Annotated in this window: 23 protein-coding genes; 22 read left to right on the plus strand and 1 reads right to left on the minus strand. The window is 44.5% G+C overall.

The annotated features are described in order from the left end of the window. Position 1: 1 nt before the first annotated feature. On the minus strand, positions 2–376 hold the full coding sequence (locus tag ICN37_RS01990) for a DUF2237 family protein (protein WP_215322345.1): 375 nt from the start codon (positions 374–376) through the stop codon (positions 2–4). Between the two features lie 61 nt (positions 377–437). Between ICN37_RS01990 and ICN37_RS01995 the strand changes: the two genes are divergently transcribed. The 22 genes from ICN37_RS01995 (at position 438) to ccmI (ending at position 15,359) form a co-directional block, all read left to right on the plus strand. Next, positions 438–848, plus strand: coding sequence for a thiol-disulfide oxidoreductase DCC family protein (locus tag ICN37_RS01995; RefSeq protein ID WP_216154505.1), 411 nt, complete (start codon positions 438–440; stop codon positions 846–848). Continuing rightward, complete coding sequence (locus ICN37_RS02000; RefSeq protein WP_216154506.1) at positions 845–1,393, plus strand: chalcone isomerase family protein; 549 nt, start codon at positions 845–847, stop codon at positions 1,391–1,393. The genes ICN37_RS01995 and ICN37_RS02000 overlap by 4 nt, the downstream gene beginning before the upstream one ends. A gap of 27 nt (positions 1,394–1,420) precedes the next feature. Beyond that, the gene (locus ICN37_RS02005) at positions 1,421–1,945 is read left to right on the plus strand and encodes a DUF3833 domain-containing protein (RefSeq protein WP_255538446.1); all 525 of its coding nucleotides are present in this window, start codon (positions 1,421–1,423) and stop codon (positions 1,943–1,945) included. A gap of 70 nt (positions 1,946–2,015) precedes the next feature. Continuing rightward, on the plus strand, positions 2,016–2,549 hold the full coding sequence (locus ICN37_RS02010; protein WP_255538447.1) for a superoxide dismutase family protein: 534 nt from the start codon (positions 2,016–2,018) through the stop codon (positions 2,547–2,549). 39 nt (positions 2,550–2,588) lie between these two features. Then, entirely contained in the window at positions 2,589–3,032 is a 444-nt protein-coding gene (locus tag ICN37_RS02015) for a DUF2452 domain-containing protein (protein ID WP_072583733.1), read from the plus strand. 34 nt (positions 3,033–3,066) lie between these two features. Continuing rightward, positions 3,067–4,047: a zinc-binding dehydrogenase gene (locus ICN37_RS02020; RefSeq protein WP_216154507.1), complete on the plus strand. Its 981-nt coding sequence runs from the start codon at positions 3,067–3,069 to the stop codon at positions 4,045–4,047. A gap of 77 nt (positions 4,048–4,124) precedes the next feature. Beyond that, positions 4,125–4,535 carry a carboxypeptidase regulatory-like domain-containing protein gene (locus ICN37_RS02025; RefSeq protein WP_216154508.1) on the plus strand — a complete coding sequence of 137 codons (411 nt, stop codon included), beginning with the start codon at positions 4,125–4,127 and terminating at the stop codon, positions 4,533–4,535. A gap of 91 nt (positions 4,536–4,626) precedes the next feature. Next, a complete protein-coding gene (locus tag ICN37_RS02030; RefSeq protein ID WP_216154509.1) occupies positions 4,627–5,481 on the plus strand; it encodes a metal-dependent hydrolase in 855 nt (284 codons plus the stop codon). 118 nt (positions 5,482–5,599) lie between these two features. Continuing rightward, entirely contained in the window at positions 5,600–6,013 is a 414-nt protein-coding gene (locus ICN37_RS02035; RefSeq protein ID WP_215320693.1) for a MarR family winged helix-turn-helix transcriptional regulator, read from the plus strand. A 28-nt stretch (positions 6,014–6,041) separates the two neighbouring features. Then, entirely contained in the window at positions 6,042–6,596 is a 555-nt protein-coding gene (locus tag ICN37_RS02040; RefSeq protein WP_216154510.1) for a flavodoxin family protein, read from the plus strand. Continuing rightward, complete coding sequence (locus tag ICN37_RS02045; RefSeq protein WP_216154511.1) at positions 6,596–7,144, plus strand: cytochrome b; 549 nt, start codon at positions 6,596–6,598, stop codon at positions 7,142–7,144. Before ICN37_RS02040 ends, ICN37_RS02045 begins: the two co-directional genes overlap by 1 nt. Further along, a complete protein-coding gene (locus ICN37_RS02050) occupies positions 7,134–7,721 on the plus strand; it encodes a YceI family protein (RefSeq protein WP_216154512.1) in 588 nt (195 codons plus the stop codon). The genes ICN37_RS02045 and ICN37_RS02050 overlap by 11 nt, the downstream gene beginning before the upstream one ends. 70 nt (positions 7,722–7,791) lie before the next feature. Beyond that, positions 7,792–8,364: a YceI family protein gene (locus ICN37_RS02055; protein ID WP_216120546.1), complete on the plus strand. Its 573-nt coding sequence runs from the start codon at positions 7,792–7,794 to the stop codon at positions 8,362–8,364. Positions 8,365–8,557: 193 nt separating this feature from the next. Next, the gene (ccmA, locus tag ICN37_RS02060) at positions 8,558–9,205 is read left to right on the plus strand and encodes a cytochrome c biogenesis heme-transporting ATPase CcmA (RefSeq protein ID WP_237767783.1); all 648 of its coding nucleotides are present in this window, start codon (positions 8,558–8,560) and stop codon (positions 9,203–9,205) included. After that, on the plus strand, positions 9,202–9,867 hold the full coding sequence (gene ccmB / locus ICN37_RS02065; protein WP_216154513.1) for a heme exporter protein CcmB: 666 nt from the start codon (positions 9,202–9,204) through the stop codon (positions 9,865–9,867). Before ccmA ends, ccmB begins: the two co-directional genes overlap by 4 nt. Further along, the gene (ccmC, locus tag ICN37_RS02070) at positions 9,864–10,634 is read left to right on the plus strand and encodes a heme ABC transporter permease CcmC (RefSeq protein ID WP_216154514.1); all 771 of its coding nucleotides are present in this window, start codon (positions 9,864–9,866) and stop codon (positions 10,632–10,634) included. The genes ccmB and ccmC overlap by 4 nt, the downstream gene beginning before the upstream one ends. Beyond that, positions 10,634–10,822, plus strand: a complete 189-nt coding sequence (gene ccmD / locus ICN37_RS02075; protein WP_215320680.1) for a heme exporter protein CcmD — start codon at positions 10,634–10,636, stop codon at positions 10,820–10,822. Before ccmC ends, ccmD begins: the two co-directional genes overlap by 1 nt. Further along, complete coding sequence (gene ccmE, locus ICN37_RS02080; protein ID WP_215320677.1) at positions 10,819–11,253, plus strand: cytochrome c maturation protein CcmE; 435 nt, start codon at positions 10,819–10,821, stop codon at positions 11,251–11,253. Before ccmD ends, ccmE begins: the two co-directional genes overlap by 4 nt. Next, entirely contained in the window at positions 11,250–13,169 is a 1,920-nt protein-coding gene (locus ICN37_RS02085) for a heme lyase CcmF/NrfE family subunit (RefSeq protein WP_216154515.1), read from the plus strand. The genes ccmE and ICN37_RS02085 overlap by 4 nt, the downstream gene beginning before the upstream one ends. Next, positions 13,166–13,696, plus strand: a complete 531-nt coding sequence (locus tag ICN37_RS02090) for a DsbE family thiol:disulfide interchange protein (RefSeq protein ID WP_215320673.1) — start codon at positions 13,166–13,168, stop codon at positions 13,694–13,696. The genes ICN37_RS02085 and ICN37_RS02090 overlap by 4 nt, the downstream gene beginning before the upstream one ends. Further along, on the plus strand, positions 13,693–14,163 hold the full coding sequence (locus tag ICN37_RS02095) for a cytochrome c-type biogenesis protein (RefSeq protein ID WP_216154516.1): 471 nt from the start codon (positions 13,693–13,695) through the stop codon (positions 14,161–14,163). The genes ICN37_RS02090 and ICN37_RS02095 overlap by 4 nt, the downstream gene beginning before the upstream one ends. A 5-nt stretch (positions 14,164–14,168) precedes the next feature. Then, positions 14,169–15,359 carry a c-type cytochrome biogenesis protein CcmI gene (gene ccmI / locus ICN37_RS02100; RefSeq protein ID WP_216154517.1) on the plus strand — a complete coding sequence of 397 codons (1,191 nt, stop codon included), beginning with the start codon at positions 14,169–14,171 and terminating at the stop codon, positions 15,357–15,359. Positions 15,360–15,362: the final 3 nt, after the last annotated feature.

A 15,362-nucleotide genomic window follows, 5' to 3' on the forward strand; every position in this document is an offset into this window, starting at 1 on the left:
TTTACATTTCCCTTGAATATTCTTTCAGGATATTCAAGGGTACAGTCTCTAGGGCTTTGATGTGAGTGCTTTCCAGTTTGATGGATGGCGCGCATTGGGCATTGAATGCCTCTACCCAGCGATTGATACATAGGCACCATTGGTCACCAGCCACTAACCCTGAAAATTGATACTCTGGTCTTGGGGTGATGAGGTCATTTCCTTTTTGCAGGCTAAATTGTAAAAATTCATTTGTCACAATGGCACAAACTAAGTGACTACCCACATCCTCTTCATTAGTTTTGCAGCATCCATCCCTAAAAAACCCTGTTAGGGGATCGAAAGAGCAAGGAATGAGGGGTTCACCGAAAACATTCAGCGCAACTTCTTTTTGCATAGCAACCTTAAAAATATCCGTGTCAGCCAGTTTATTGAATAAGCCGTAAACTTGCTGAACAATGACCCAATTAGAAAAGCTCACCTTGTTTTACGATGGCGCTTGCCCGTTGTGCCAGGCGGAGATTCTCTTTTTATCGGGACGCAATCAGCACAATCTATTGGGCTTTGTCGACATTAACTCAGAACAGTATGAACCTCAAAAGGTGGGGGTATCCTGTGAGGCTGCATTGGCAGCGATGTATGGCCAGTTTGCTAGCGGCAAATTGATCCAAGGCGTCTCAGTTTTTCCTGAGGCCTATCGTCGTGCAAACTTACCTCGTATGGCCTGGCTCTTTTCAAGAAAGCCACTTCAACCATTCTTGAAATTGGCATATCTCTTTTTTGCTAAGAATCGGCATGTGATATCTAATCTCTTTGGGCCAGTAGCGTTACGTTTAGTGAAGACTCGTTCGAGGGTGTCACGGAAATGAAGAAAGCCTATCCTCTTCTCATCGCTGCTCTACTGAGTTGCTTGGCATCGCTCAGCTTTGCTCGCGATCCATTGGAAGTGCCACCATATTTAAGCACTGCAAAACTACAAGGAAGCGGTCGACTGACTTGGTGGGGCCTACATATATACGATGCTTCTTTTTATAGGGTGGGCTCACTATCCTCATCTGAGTTTGCATTGGATATGCGCTATCAAAAATCCTTCTCCGGTAAATCGATTGCCAATCGGAGCGCAGAGGAAATGAAGCGCACTGGCGTACCTGATGAACAAGCCGCCCTTTGGGGTAAGGAGTTAGCATCATTCTTACCCAATGTGGAGTCAGGGCAAACTTTGACTGCTATCTATTCTCCTAGGCAAGGAACCATTTTTTATCATGACGATAAGCAAATTGCGCAAATACCTGGGGCAGAGTTTTCAAAAGCATTTTTTGGAATTTGGTTAGATCCTAAAACTAGCGCTCCTAAACTTAGAACAGAACTATTAGGACAGACCTGTCCGCCACCACTTTTTAATGAGGCTTGTTAAGTCATGAAATCCCTTTTTACACGCTTGATGTTTATAATATTTTGTGGAGCGCTTTTAGTATCATGCTCTTCGCCTCAGGTTTCTCAATATGCGGCTGAGAAACCGGCTTTAGACCTGAGTGAATACTTTTCTGGAGCGATTGATGCCTATGGCATCTTTACTGATCGAAGTGGCGAAGTTAAAAAGCGCTTTACTGTGCTGATCAAAGCAAATTGGACGATAGTTGAAGGTAAAAAAGTCGGAACTTTGGACGAACGTTTTGAATACTCTGATGGCACAAAGCAAACGCGCATCTGGACGCTAACTGAGCAATCTCCGGGTAATTACATTGGTAGGGCTGATGATGTGGTGGGTGATGCGCAAGGTCAGCTTGCCGGAAATGCGCTTAACTGGACCTATACCCTTGCTTTGCCGGTGGATGGCGCTATATATAACGTGCAATTTAATGATTGGATGTACTTAATTACCCCCAAGGTAATGCTCAATAAGGCCAAGATGAGTAAGTTTGGGATTGATTTGGGTGAGGTGACTTTGAGCTTCTACAAGCGCTAAGCAAAAGCACCGGATTTGTGTCACACTTTCTTGGAAGTCGCCTTTGGGCGCCTCATCCAAGGAGATCCAGATGAATCATAAAATCAAGCAAATTTCAATTGCTTTATCCGCTGTGGGAATGTTGTCATTAGTGGCATGCCAATCGATGGAGCAAGGTACTGGGCAAAAAGCCAGCGCAAATTTAGATTCAAGATCAGGCTCTCAGGCTAAGGGTGAGGTTATGTTTACCTGGCAAGGAGATGATGTTCTCATCAATGGTAAGTTTTCTGGATTAAAGCCAAACTCAGAACAAGGTTTTCATGTTCATGAAAAAGGCGATTGCTCTGCTCCGGATGCAACCAGCGCAGGTGGTCACTTCAATCCTGAAACAAAATCTCATGGCATGCCAAATAGCGGCATGAATCATGCAGGAGATCTGCCCAACATTAAGTCCGATGCCAATGGCAACGCAACTTACACTGCTAAGTTACATGGATTTGCTGTAAATACAGGTCCAACTGGAATTGTTGGTCGCTCTGTGGTTGTGCACAGAGACCCGGATGATTACAAATCTCAGCCTGCAGGAAATTCTGGCCCACGTATTGCATGTGGCTTGATTAAGTAATCACATCTATTTATTAAATTAGTACATACAGGGCATTTCATGAGAATCGAAGATACCGATCCAGCGCGACATGCAGGGATTGAATATCCAATGGAGGTGGGTGCTCCTGTGTTTGCACCCATCAAAGTGACTGAGGAAAAAGATAAGGCTGTTAACGTAGCTCGCCAAAATGCCAAGCTTGAGTACGATCGCATTATGGAGCAGGCTGAAGTCTTAATGAAGCAGGCTAAAGCATTACAAGCAAGACTAGATGCTACAGAGATGGTGCATAGCGCTAAATTTGGCTTTAATCCTATTCATGGAAAAATTTACCATCTGTACTATGACGGTAGAAATAACACTAATGTATTGATTCAAAACGGTCCGAAAGAATGGAGTTGTGGAATTCCAGACGGTTGGACTTATTCGATGGCAGTAAAGAAGTTAGGTGACAGTACTTGGGCGGTAATTGAAGAGGACTCTGTTGGCGCCCTTACTGTATGATGTTTTTCTCTATAAAAAAATAATTAGGTGACCTGTGACAAAAGCTCGAGTCGTTAGTCTTACTGAACTGGGTAGTGCGGATGTAATCAAAGTGATTGATAAAGAATTGCCACCACCTGCAAAAGGTGAAGTGCAGCTCCGTCAAACTGCCATTGGATTTAATTTCATTGACGTATATCAGCGCTCAGGCGTTTATCCATTAGAAATGCCTACGGGCCTTGGACATGAGGCTACAGGTGTGGTTGAGGCTTTGGGCGAAGGCGTCACTGATTTAAAAGTGGGTGATCGCGTCGTTTATATGAATGCCGGGATTGGCGCTTATGCAAGTGCACGTAATGTAGCGGCTGACAAATTGGTTGTTCTGCCCAGCAATATTTCTGATGAAGTTGCCGCAGCTGTTTTCTTTAAAGCAATGACTGCACAATATCTTGTGCAAAAAACCTATAAAGTAAAAGCGGGTGATGTAGTGCTCGTGCACGCAGCTGCTGGCGGCGTTGGTCAAATTTTGGCTGGTTGGGCAAAAGCATTGGGTGCATTTGTTGTTGGCACTGTGGGTTCGCCAGCAAAGTTTTCTGCTGCTAAGAAAGCGGGTTGTGATGCTGTTGTTGATTACTCTCAAGCAAATTGGGTTGAAGAAGTGCTTAAAGCCACTGGTGGAAAAAAAGCCAATGTAGTTTATGACTCTGTTGCTAAAACTACTTTCTTAGGCTCTTTAGATTGTGCTGCTCCTTTTGGAACAGTCGCTTTGTTTGGCGCTGCTTCAGGCCCAGCTCCAGAAATTCAGCCAGAGATCTTAAATAAGAAGGGCTGTCTGTTTTTAACTAGACCTTCTGTATTTCCACACAACGCTACTGCAGCTTTGTTAAAAGAAAACGCTAAAGCAGTATTTGATGCCATTGCCAAAGGGCATGTCAAAGTACAAATCGGCGCTAAGTTTTCTTTAGAACAAGCTGCTGATGCGCATCGTGCTGCTGAAGGACGAAAAGTTTCAGGCGCCATTGTGATGACTCCATAAGCTTAAGTGTTCTAGCGCACATAAGCCCCGTGTATGCGGGGCTTTTTTTATATATCAATCAGACGTAAGATAGAAGTATGAAAACACTTCTCAAAATACTGATCGCTACTCAACTAATTTTATTGAGTTCTTTGTCCTCGGCACAAATTCCTGAGACACAGCATTCACAGGGAATTTCTTACATCACTGGTGGGGTAGGTGAGAGTGAGACGGTTGCGATTTTAGCTGATGCAAAGCAATGGCCATTGCTATTAGAAATGTCTCAAATAGAAAATGGCAGGGGAGTCTGGATCTTCGGGGCAATTATCAAAATCATGAACTCAAAAAAACAGATGATTTTTGATGCCCAGGCAGATGGACCCTATATGCTGATTAATCTCGAGTCTGGCGACTATGTGATTGAGGCAGCTTACCAAGAGGTGACTCAAAAGAGAGTGCTTTCTATTAAAGCCAACTCACCGCAAAAGATCTCCCTTTTCTGGAAATAGTGCCTAAAAAATTGACGCATTGCGTCATAAGTCTCAACTTTCAATTTGGTCTATAGTTCCCTGATTACTACAATCATCAGGAGATGTATCAATGAAATGCCTTTCAGCTAAAAGCGGTTTGGGCGTATTGCTTTCGGCAATATTAGTTTCAACAGCCTCGCTCAGTATTGCGCAGAATTCTCCAGCTGTAGGTGCTCAGGGTAAGACTGAGGCACTATGGTTTGGACAGGCAGGGTTCCGGATTAAATCCCCTCAGGGAAAAATGATTCTGATTGATCCCTGGATTACTGGCGGACCGAAGACACCATCGATTTACAAGAATGATTTGGCGGCGATTGGTCCGATTGATGTGTTGCTAGTGACGCATGCACACGTTGACCATCTTGGCGATGCGCCAGCTGTGGCTAAGATGAATAACATCAAGTTATATGGTCCAGCCGATATGGTGACGCCACTAACTACTTTGGGAATTCTGCCAGCAGACTTGGGTTATCGTTTTAATAAAACGGGTCGCGTAACACCTGCGCCTGGAATCAAGGTAACCGCAGTTCAAGCAGAGCACTCTTCTTTATTGGTTTGGAAGAATCCGGCTACAGACAAAATGGAGTCACATCCCGCCGGCGAGCCTATGGGCTTCATTATTGAGCTTGAGAACGGTTTTAAGATTTGGCACATGGGCGATACCGGCTTGTTTAGTGACATGAAATTTATTGGTGAACACTACAAGCCTGATCTAGTGATGGTTCCGATTGGAGGAAATTTCACAATGGCTCCTGATGATGCTGCCTTTGCATTACGCACATGGATTAAGCCAAAGATGGTGATCCCAATGCACTACAACTCTAACCCAATGACTAAAGGTACGTTAGCCGAGTTTCAGGAGGCTATGAAGGGTAGCAATATCAAAATTATTCCGATGACTGAGGGTGAAACAGTTCAATTCTGAGGAATATCGAAGAATGAGCCTAAACCCCACAGAATTTGTGGGGTTTTTTATTGGATTTACTTGTATTTAGTTCGTATTAGTACTAAACTAGTTCTAACTAGTACTTTAAATAGGATTTATGAACTTTTTACCCGCCCTGAGAAACCTCGTTTCTTCATATCAAGCATTTGAGCGTTATTCAGCTCCGCATATAGCGGCAATGGGTTTAACAATGACCCAGTTTGATGTGATTGCCACATTGGGAAATCAATTGCCAATGACCTGTAAAGAGTTGGGAGAAAAAACATTAGTTACTAAGGGCACTCTAACTGGTGTCTTAGAGCGATTGGGGGCCAAAGGTCTTATTCTTCGAGAGACAAATTCTGAAGATGCCCGTAGTCAACTCATTGGATTAACACTAGAAGGTCAGTCTGTATTTGAAAAAGTATTTCCGGAGCATTTAGAGTATCTAAGTAAAGCATTTAAAAAATTATCGTCAGATGAATTAAAGCAGCTCGAAGAATCACTCAAGTTGTTGAAAGACATCTTTTAATCAAGTTGAAAATTTGAAGGAGAATGTAATGACTAAAGTAGCTGTCGTATTTCATAGTGGATATGGACACACCGTAAAGCAGGCTGAGGCTATTGCTAAAGGCGCTAATGGAACATTGATTGCCATTGACGCTGAGGGCAATATTACTGATGAACAATGGGAAACAATTAATGATGCTGACGCGATTGTGTTTGGCTCTCCAACCTATATGGGTTCGGTTAGCTGGCAATTTAAGAAGTTTGCTGATGCTAGTTCTAAGCCATGGTTTTCACAGCAGTGGAAAGACAAAGTCTTCGGTGGCTTTACGAATTCAGCAACGATGAATGGGGATAAGCATTCAACCTTGCATTATTTCTTTACTTTGGCTATGCAGCATTCTGGCCTTTGGGTTGGTACTGGATTGATGCCTTCGAATTCGAAAGCGGCTAAGCGTGATGACATTAACTACGTAGGCTCATCTGCAGGTGCAATGATGCAAACACCATCGGATGCAAGTGCTGATGAAGTGAATGCGGGTGATTTAGAGACTGCAAGGCTGTACGGTGAGCGCATTGCAAAAATTACCAAGCAGTTGCGCGGCTAATGAATAAAGTCAGATACACCTCAATTGCCATCATCTTACATTGGGTGATGGCGCTTTTGATATTTGCAACATGGTCAATTGCAATTGCTGTGGCTGATATGCCATTAAGCCCAGTCAGAATTACAGGAATCAGCTGGCACAAATGGCTTGGTGTCACCATATTCTTTTTGGTGGTGCTACGTTTGTTGTGGCGTGCAATTCAACCTGCTCCTGCATTAAACATCGCAATGCCAGCATGGCAAGAGCGTGCAATGAAGATAACCCATCTTGCACTGTACTTACTAATGCTTCTGATTCCGATTGTGGGCTGGTTAATGAGTTCCGCTAAGGGCTATACCGTCAACTACTTTGGCTTATTTGAATTGCCGGATTTGGTAGATAAAGATAAGGCACTTGGCCATCAGCTGAAAGAGATCCATGAGGTTCTGGCTAACGGCTTAATGGCTTTGGTTGGGCTTCATATTTTGGCTGCACTAAAGCATCAATTTATCGATAAAGATGGCTTAATAAGTCGCATGACCTTTGGAGGCTCTACCCATGAAAAGTAAATTCTCATTACGTTTTGAGATATTGGCACAAGCTTTATTAGCTATGCTATTTATTGGCGCTGCAAGCTCAGCTTATGCGGTGGAGTATTCATCTATTGATGCCGCGAAAAGCAAAATTACTTTTACAAGTAAATTGATGGGCTCAAAGATCTCTGGAAGTTTTGGAAAATTTTCAGGGAAGGTTGTATTTAACCCGGACGAGCCAGAAAAAGCGAAGGCCAATCTCATCATTGAGATCTCTAGCTTTAACGCTGGTGGAGAAGAGTTACAAGAAGAAGCAAAAGGAAAAGACTGGTTTAGTACAAAGCTCTTCCCAACTGCAAGCTATGTTACTGACTCTGTTAAGTCCACAGGCCCTAATAGTTTGGATGCCCATGGAACCCTAACCATTAAGGGTAAAGCAATACCACTGTTGATTTCTGTCAAGTATCAGCCGCAAGGCAAGCAGATGGTCTTTGATGCCAGCTTTCAGGTACTGAGGTTAGATTTTGGCTTAGGTGCTGGAAATTGGGCAGATACTTCCGCGGTTGCCAATGAGGTGCCAGTCAATGTTCACTTAGTCTTAAATCAAAAATAGTTTTACAAATTAACTTATCTAAACTCATTTTTACTAACTTAGTTATTCAATTTTTAATCAGGAGAATTACATGAAATCAAAATTACTTATCGCTTTATTTGCAACCATTGGCCTTAGCTCTGCTTTTGCTGCGCCAGTAACTTATGCTACTGATGCTAACCACACCTTTGCTCAGTTTGAATATAACCATTTAGGATTCTCTAAGCAGACCAGCCGCTTTAATGCGGTTACTGGAACTGTAACGATTGATCAAGCAGCTAAAAAAGGCAGTGCAGATATCACTATTGATACGAAATCTGTCGATACAGGATCTGCTTTATTTAACAATCACATCCAAGGTGAAGATTTTTTATCTACAACCCAATTTCCGACTGCTAGCTTTCAATCAAACGATATGATTTTTAAAGGCGACAAACCAGTTGCTTTAAAAGGTGTGTTGACATTGAAGGGTGTAAGTAAGCCAGTTACATTGAATATCACTAATTTTGAGTGCAAAAAACATCCAATGTCTGGCGCTGATTATTGCGGTGCCAATGCTGAAACAAAAGTTAAGCGCACAGAATTTAATATGGGTAAATACGCGCCGAACGTAGGTGACGATGTAACCATCATGATTGCTATTGAGGGTTCAAAAAAGGATTAATTCCTTTTGTTGGGCTGATGTCATCTGAAAAACCACCTACGGGTGGTTTTTCATTCTCGGCCGACTCGGTTTATAATTACATAAGTAATTGAATTAAAAGGGATTATTCCTTTAATTCCACTTTTGCTGGTTTGACAGCTCTTAGAGGCTCTTGGACAATGCCATGGGTGGTTGATTCAAGCCCCAAGCCCTCATGACAGTTGATACTCATTCCTCCTCCAATACACCGCATTTGATGCTTGAAGCTCGTGCGCTGACTTGTATTCGTGGGGAGCGACAATTATTTCTGAATCTGAATCTGACAGTGGCGGCTGGAGAGTGCCTGCATGTGCGCGGTGAGAACGGGGTCGGAAAAACTAGCCTCTTAAGACTCCTGACGGGACTTTCTAAACCAGAGGCGGGGGAGGTTCTTTGGAATCATCAATCAATCGCTAAAGATCCTTCTATATATCATCGGGAACTTTTATTCCTGGGGCATCGTGATGCTCTGAAGGAAGATCTGACTGCCTTGGAAAATCTGCAGCTGTATGCAGTCCTGGACGACATTCATTTGCCAGGTGATAAGGCTTTAGCAGCGCTCTGGCGTTTTGGTTTGCGTGGGCGCGAGAACCTACCGGTCAGTTGTTTATCGGCTGGACAAAAGCGTCGAGTCTTAATGGCTCGCATGTTGACACGTCAAGCCAAGTTGTGGATCTTGGATGAGCCGTTCAACGCACTTGATATTCATGCTGTTCAAGATTTACAAGGACTAATAGCAGAGCATGTAGAGCAAGGTGGTCTAGTGGTACTGACTAGCCATCAAGCGGTGGATCTTCCGCATGTGAGGGTGCTAGATCTATGAATGCTTTACTAGCCATCATTCGCCGTGATTTGCTCTTGGTTATGCGCCGCAAGAGCGAGGTGCTCACAGCCCTCTTCTTTTTTGTCGTAGTGACTAGTTTGTTTCCATTGGGTATTGGTGCGGATGCTGCTTTACTTCGCAAGATTGCTCCTGGGGTTCTCTGGGTTGCAGCCTTACTGTCTACCTTATTAGGCTTGCATCGGATGTTTGCTGCCGATTATCAAGATGGCGCTTTAGAGCAGCTTGCCTTGTCGCCGCAGCCTATGGTCTTGTTCGTAACTGGAAAAATTGTTGCCCATTGGATTGTGAGTGGACTACCGCTCGTGCTCTTGGCCCCGATCATTGGTATTCAGTTTGATCTGGATGCTAGTTCTTTGTATGTACTGATGGGAACCCTATTATTAGGTACCCCGGTGCTATCCTTACTAGGCTCCATAGGTGCAGCGTTGACCTTGGGTGTCAGAGGTGGCAGCGTGTTATTAAGTTTATTGATACTGCCGTTATATATCCCAGTTCTTATTTTTGGTGCTGGCGCCGTATATGCCAATAGTGTGGGCTTGGATGCCTCAGGCCATTTTTCATTGCTGGGCGCGTTATTGATTTTGGCTTTAGCATTTGTTCCTTGGGTAAGTAGTGCTGCTGTAAAGATTGCAATTGAATGAATCCGATAAATACTTTTTCTAATCACCGCTTAGTTAACTGGTTTAAGTTATCTAGCCCCAGCACTTTTTATCCGGTGGCGGGTAAGCTCACCCCATTCTTCTGGGCCTTGGCTTTTTTATTTGGCGCCGCTGGTTTGTGGGTTAGTTTCTTTGTTGCGCCGGTGGACGCTGTGCAGGGGCAGGGCTATCGCATTATCTTTATTCATGTACCCGCATCCTGGATGTCGATGTTTATTTATTTAGTCATGGCCACATGGGCAGGACTAGGACTGGTCTTTAATACGCGTTTGTCTGCCATGATGGCGCAGGCTCTTGCCCCTATAGGTGCTTGGATGGCATTTTTATCTTTGTGGACCGGGGCATTTTGGGGTAAGCCCATGTGGGGTGCCTGGTGGGTTTGGGATGCTCGGCTTACTTCAGAATTAATTCTTCTCTTTCTGTATTTGGGCTTTATTGCATTGCGAGCTTCTATTGATGACCCTCGCCGTGCCGATAAGGCGAGCGCAATTTTGGCTTTGGTAGGCGTTGTAAACGTGCCGATCATTTATTTCTCGGTGAAATGGTGGAATACCTTGCATCAAGGTGCCTCCGTTTCACTCACAAAAGCCCCGGCGATGGCACAAACTATGCTCTGGGGTATGTTGTTGATGGCTTTATGTCTTTGGATGTACACCGTTGCAGTCACCTTAATGCGAGTGAGGGCAATCATTTTGGAACGTGAAGCCCATGCTGATTGGGTGAGACAATCAATTGAGGTGAAAATCTGATGTGGAATAGCCCTTCTGAGTTTTTTGCCATGGGCGGCTACGCACTGTATGTGTGGAGTAGTTTTGGTGTTTGTGTGCTGATATTGATATTGGAGCCCCTCATGGTGCGTGCTCGCTTTAGAGCAATCGTACGTCGGTTGAAGCAAGAGCAATTAGCCAAGCAGTTTGATAAAGAGATTAGTAAGTGAAGCCTAGATATAAACGTGCATTAATGATTATTGCAGCGCTGATCGTAATTGGTGTAGCTGCACTCTTAATTTTGAATGCACTTAATAGCAATATTGCTTTATATGTCACTCCAAGTGAAGTGTCAGCAGGCAAAGCGCCTCAAAGCCAGGCTTTTCGAATTGGTGGCATGGTGAAAGACGGCTCTTTAAAGCGCGATGGTCTAACCGTGCACTTTGTGATTACTGATCTGGTAAAAGATATTCCAGTAGCATATACAGGCATCCTTCCTGATTTGTTTAAAGAAGGTAAAGGTGCCGTGATCCAAGGTCGCATGAATGCCAATGGTGAATTTATTGCTAGCGAAGTACTGGCTAAACATGATGAGAACTACATGCCTCCTGAAGCCAAGCATGCCTTAGAGCAAGCTCAAAAAAACGGAACGAATAAATGATTCCTGAGTTTGGGCATTACGCACTAGTTCTGGCGCTTTGCATTGCTCTCATTCAAGGGGTTTTGCCCTTGCTGGGCGCGCACTATGGCCGACGCGACTGGTTGGTGCTGGCAAGACCTGCTGCGCAAACGGTCTTCTTATTATTGGCGATTGCTTTTGGAATCTTGGCTTGGAGTTTTTACGCCAATGATTTTTCTGTGCTTTATGTTGCTGAGCACTCTAATTCACAGCTACCGGTGATTTATCGATTAGGTGCAGTATGGGGTGGACATGAAGGATCGCTCTTGTTGTGGATTTTCTTGCTGGCTACCTGGACCATTTTGGTTGCTCAGCTTTCTAAAGCATTAGATGACTTTATGGTGGCGCGAGTAATTGGTGTTTTGGGGCTGGTCACTAGTGGCTTACTCCTGTTTGTTTTAACAACCTCAAATCCGTTTGAGCGTTTATTGCCAGCCGCTCAAGATGGCCGCTCATTAAATCCACTCTTGCAAGATCCGGGCTTAGTATTTCATCCGCCAATGTTGTACATGGGTTACGTCGGTTTTTCAGTGGCTTTTGCATTTGCGATTGCCTCCTTATTGTCCGGAAGATTGGATGCAGCTTGGGCTCGTTGGTCACGTCCTTGGACAACCGCTGCCTGGGTTTTCCTGACCCTCGGTATTGCTTTGGGTTCATGGTGGGCTTATTACGAACTGGGTTGGGGCGGGTGGTGGTTTTGGGACCCTGTTGAGAATGCTTCGTTTATTCCTTGGCTCGTGGGTACTGCCTTATTACATTCTTTAGCAGTTACTGAAAAGCGCGGTGGCTTTAAGAGTTGGACTGTGCTCTTGGCGATTACCGCCTTCTCTTTATCGCTACTAGGAACCTTCTTGGTACGTTCAGGCGTTCTGACCTCAGTTCATGCATTTGCAACCGATCCAAGGCGCGGCATCTTTATTCTGATCTTCTTATCACTCGTAGTTGGTTCGTCCCTGATGCTGTACGCATGGCGTGCGCCTAAGAGTTCGATGGGCGGCAAATTTAGTTTGAGCTCCAGAGAAACATTGATTTTGCTTGGTAATGTCTTTTTAGTGGTTTCTGCCGGATCTGTTTTGCTAGGCACCCTATATCCATTGCTGATTGATGCTTTGCATCTAGGTAAGATTTCTGTAGGTCCTCCTTATTTCAATAGCGTATTCGTTCCCATCATGGTGCCATTGCTGGTATTGATGGGTATCGGCCCATGGGCAAGCTGGAAGCAGAGTAATTTAATTGGCATCATTAAGCGTTTATGGATTGCAGGCGCAGTTGCTCTGATTGCAGGCGTTGGAATTCCCTTAATCATGGGGCAATTTACTTGGCTTGCAGGCATGGGCTTCATGTTAGCTTTTTGGGTCATGGCTTCGGGCTGCATGCAAATCGCTCGCCAAGCTAAAGCAGGAAAACCAACCCGTTCCTTTATTGGCATGCAAGTAGCGCATCTAGGTATTGCCGTTTTTGTTATTGGCGTCACAATGGTCGGCGCTTATCAGGAAGAAAAAGATGTGCGCATGTCCGCTGGCGATACAGTAAGAGTTGGCGGGTATCAAATCCAGCTTCAGGGCGTTAGCGCTGCTCGCGGTCCGAATTACCAGGCAATACGTGGCACATTCCTGCTATCTAAAAATGGCAGCGAACAGATCAGTCTTTATCCAGAAAAGAGAAGCTACTTTTCATCGACGATGCCGATGACTGAGGCAGCGATTGATGCTGGGTTCACCCGCGATATCTATGTATCGCTAGGCGAGGAGCTGAATGACCAATCCTGGGCAGTACGTGTTTACTATAAGCCTTTTGTGGATTGGATTTGGGGTGGTTGCCTGTTGATGGCATTAGGTGGCGTGTTGGCTATGTCAGATAAGCGCTATCGACTGAAGTTAAAGAGCAAGTTCGCATGAAAGCAAAATTTTTAATCCCCCTGATCTTGTTTGTAGGCTTGGTAGTCTTTTTGGCTATTGGCTTAAATCGTGATCCACATGAGGTCCCATCGCCTTTAATTAATAAGGCCGCTCCTGCGTTTGAAGTGCCTCAATTAGCCGATGCTAATAAAACATTTTCACCGGCAAGTATGAAGGGTCAGGTATGGATTCTGAATGTTTGGGCATCCTGGTGTGTAGCTTGTCGTGAAGAACATCCGGTGTTGGTTGAGCTTTCCAAGTCCCAAATAGCGCCAGTGATTGGTTTGGACTACAAAGATAATCGTGAAGATGCTGTAGCGATGCTGGCAAAACAAGGTAACCCTTACACACTCTCCGCCTTTGATGGCAATGGACGTGTTGGTATTGATTATGGTGTCTATGGGGTGCCTGAGACTTACATCATCGATAAGGCAGGAGTGATTCGCTTTAAACACATTGGCCCATTAACAGTGGATTTATTGAATCAAAAAATTTATCCAATGTTGAGTGAGTTAAAGAAATCATGAGGCGAATTTTATTAATCGCCGTTTGCGTATTTAGTTTAGGCAACGCGTTTGCTAAAGATGCTGCACCACTCGCGGATGATCCTGTAACAGAGCAGCGCCTCATTAGTATTTCAGAAGAAATGCGCTGCCTAGTTTGCCAGAACGAGTCTTTGGCTGGCTCACGTTCTGATTTAGCAAATGATTTGCGTCGTGAAATTCGGATATTGATCAAAGAAGGTAAGAGCGATGATCAAATCCGCTCGTTTATGGTTGAGCGCTATGGCGATTTTGTACTGTATCGCCCGCCAGTGAAGCCAGTGACCTGGTTGCTATGGATTGGCCCATTTGTTATTTTGGGTCTGGGTATTGCTGGTTTATTAATCTATTTAAGACGTAGAAATAGTAGTCTGCCTGATATCACGCTGACTGATACTGACAATCAAAACATTGATGCACTTTTAAATGCAAGCGATAAGAAAGAGGGATGAAATAAGTGACTAGCTTTTTGATCCCTGCTTTTTTACTCTTGGTTCTGGTGTTAGTGCTATTACTGCGCCCCTTCATCTTCCCCGCAAAGAGCTCTGCGACATCGCGTCGTCAGATGAATGCCACCATATACCGAGAAGAGTTGGATAAATTAGAGGCCGAACATACAGCTGGCGTAATTACTTCTACTGATTATGAAATTGCGCATGCAGAAATGCGTCAGAGACTTTTTCAAGACACCATTGAAGAAGACGACCGAGAGGTTGCGGGCTCTTCAAAGAAGACTGCAATTGGGCTGTGTATCTTTATTGTTTTGCTCTCCTCGGCGCTGTATTTCTCCTTGGGGGATGTTGTTCGAGTAGCCCATAACAATTCTGAAAAACCAGTTACCCAGGAAGGTTTCGAAAAAATGGTGGCTGAATTTGCCATCAAAATGGAAAAAGATCCTGGCAACTTAAAAGGCTGGGCGATGTTAGCTCGCTCCTATCGAATCTTGGGCCGTGATGAGGATGCTGCCAAGGCATACGCACGTGCTGGTAGCTTTATTGATTCTGATCCGCAATTGTTAGCCGACTATGCAGATGTATTGGCAAGCAATGCAAATGGGAGTTTTGTTGGGAAGCCTTCGCAGTTGATTAATCAAGCCTTAAAGCTGGACCCCAATAACATGATGGCACTTTGGCTTTCTGGAACCGCATCTTATAACGCTAAAAATTACAAGGCAGCGGTGCAGTCCTGGGAGAAGCTTGCGCAACAACTTCCGCCCAATACGGATGAGGCGCGTGCTATTCAAGGATCGATTGCTGAGGCGCGCTCTAAAGGTGGTCTGACTGCTTCAGTGCCGGTTGCTCCAACCGGAAAAGGCATTAGCGGCAAGATTGAATTATCTGCTGACCTGAAATCTAAGATTAACCCTGGCGACATTGTGATGGTAATTGCACGTAAACCTGGTGAGCGCATGCCTGTTGCTGTCTTGAAGGTGCCTGCAACTGACTTTCCAATGAGCTTTATATTGAATGATTCATTAGCCATGAATCCCAGTGCGCCTCTCTCTCAATTATCTGAGGCGAGTGTCGAGGTGCGCATTTCTAAGACTGGGATGGCAAAACCGGAAGTGGGGGATTTAATTTCTTCAGTGCAGACAATTAAAGTCGGCACAACTAATGTTCGCCTACTAGTCGACCAAGTTCGCCAGTAACGT

Origin of the sequence: Polynucleobacter sp. P1-05-14, assembly GCF_018881675.1 — a bacterium.
Taxonomy (GTDB): domain Bacteria; phylum Pseudomonadota; class Gammaproteobacteria; order Burkholderiales; family Burkholderiaceae; genus Polynucleobacter.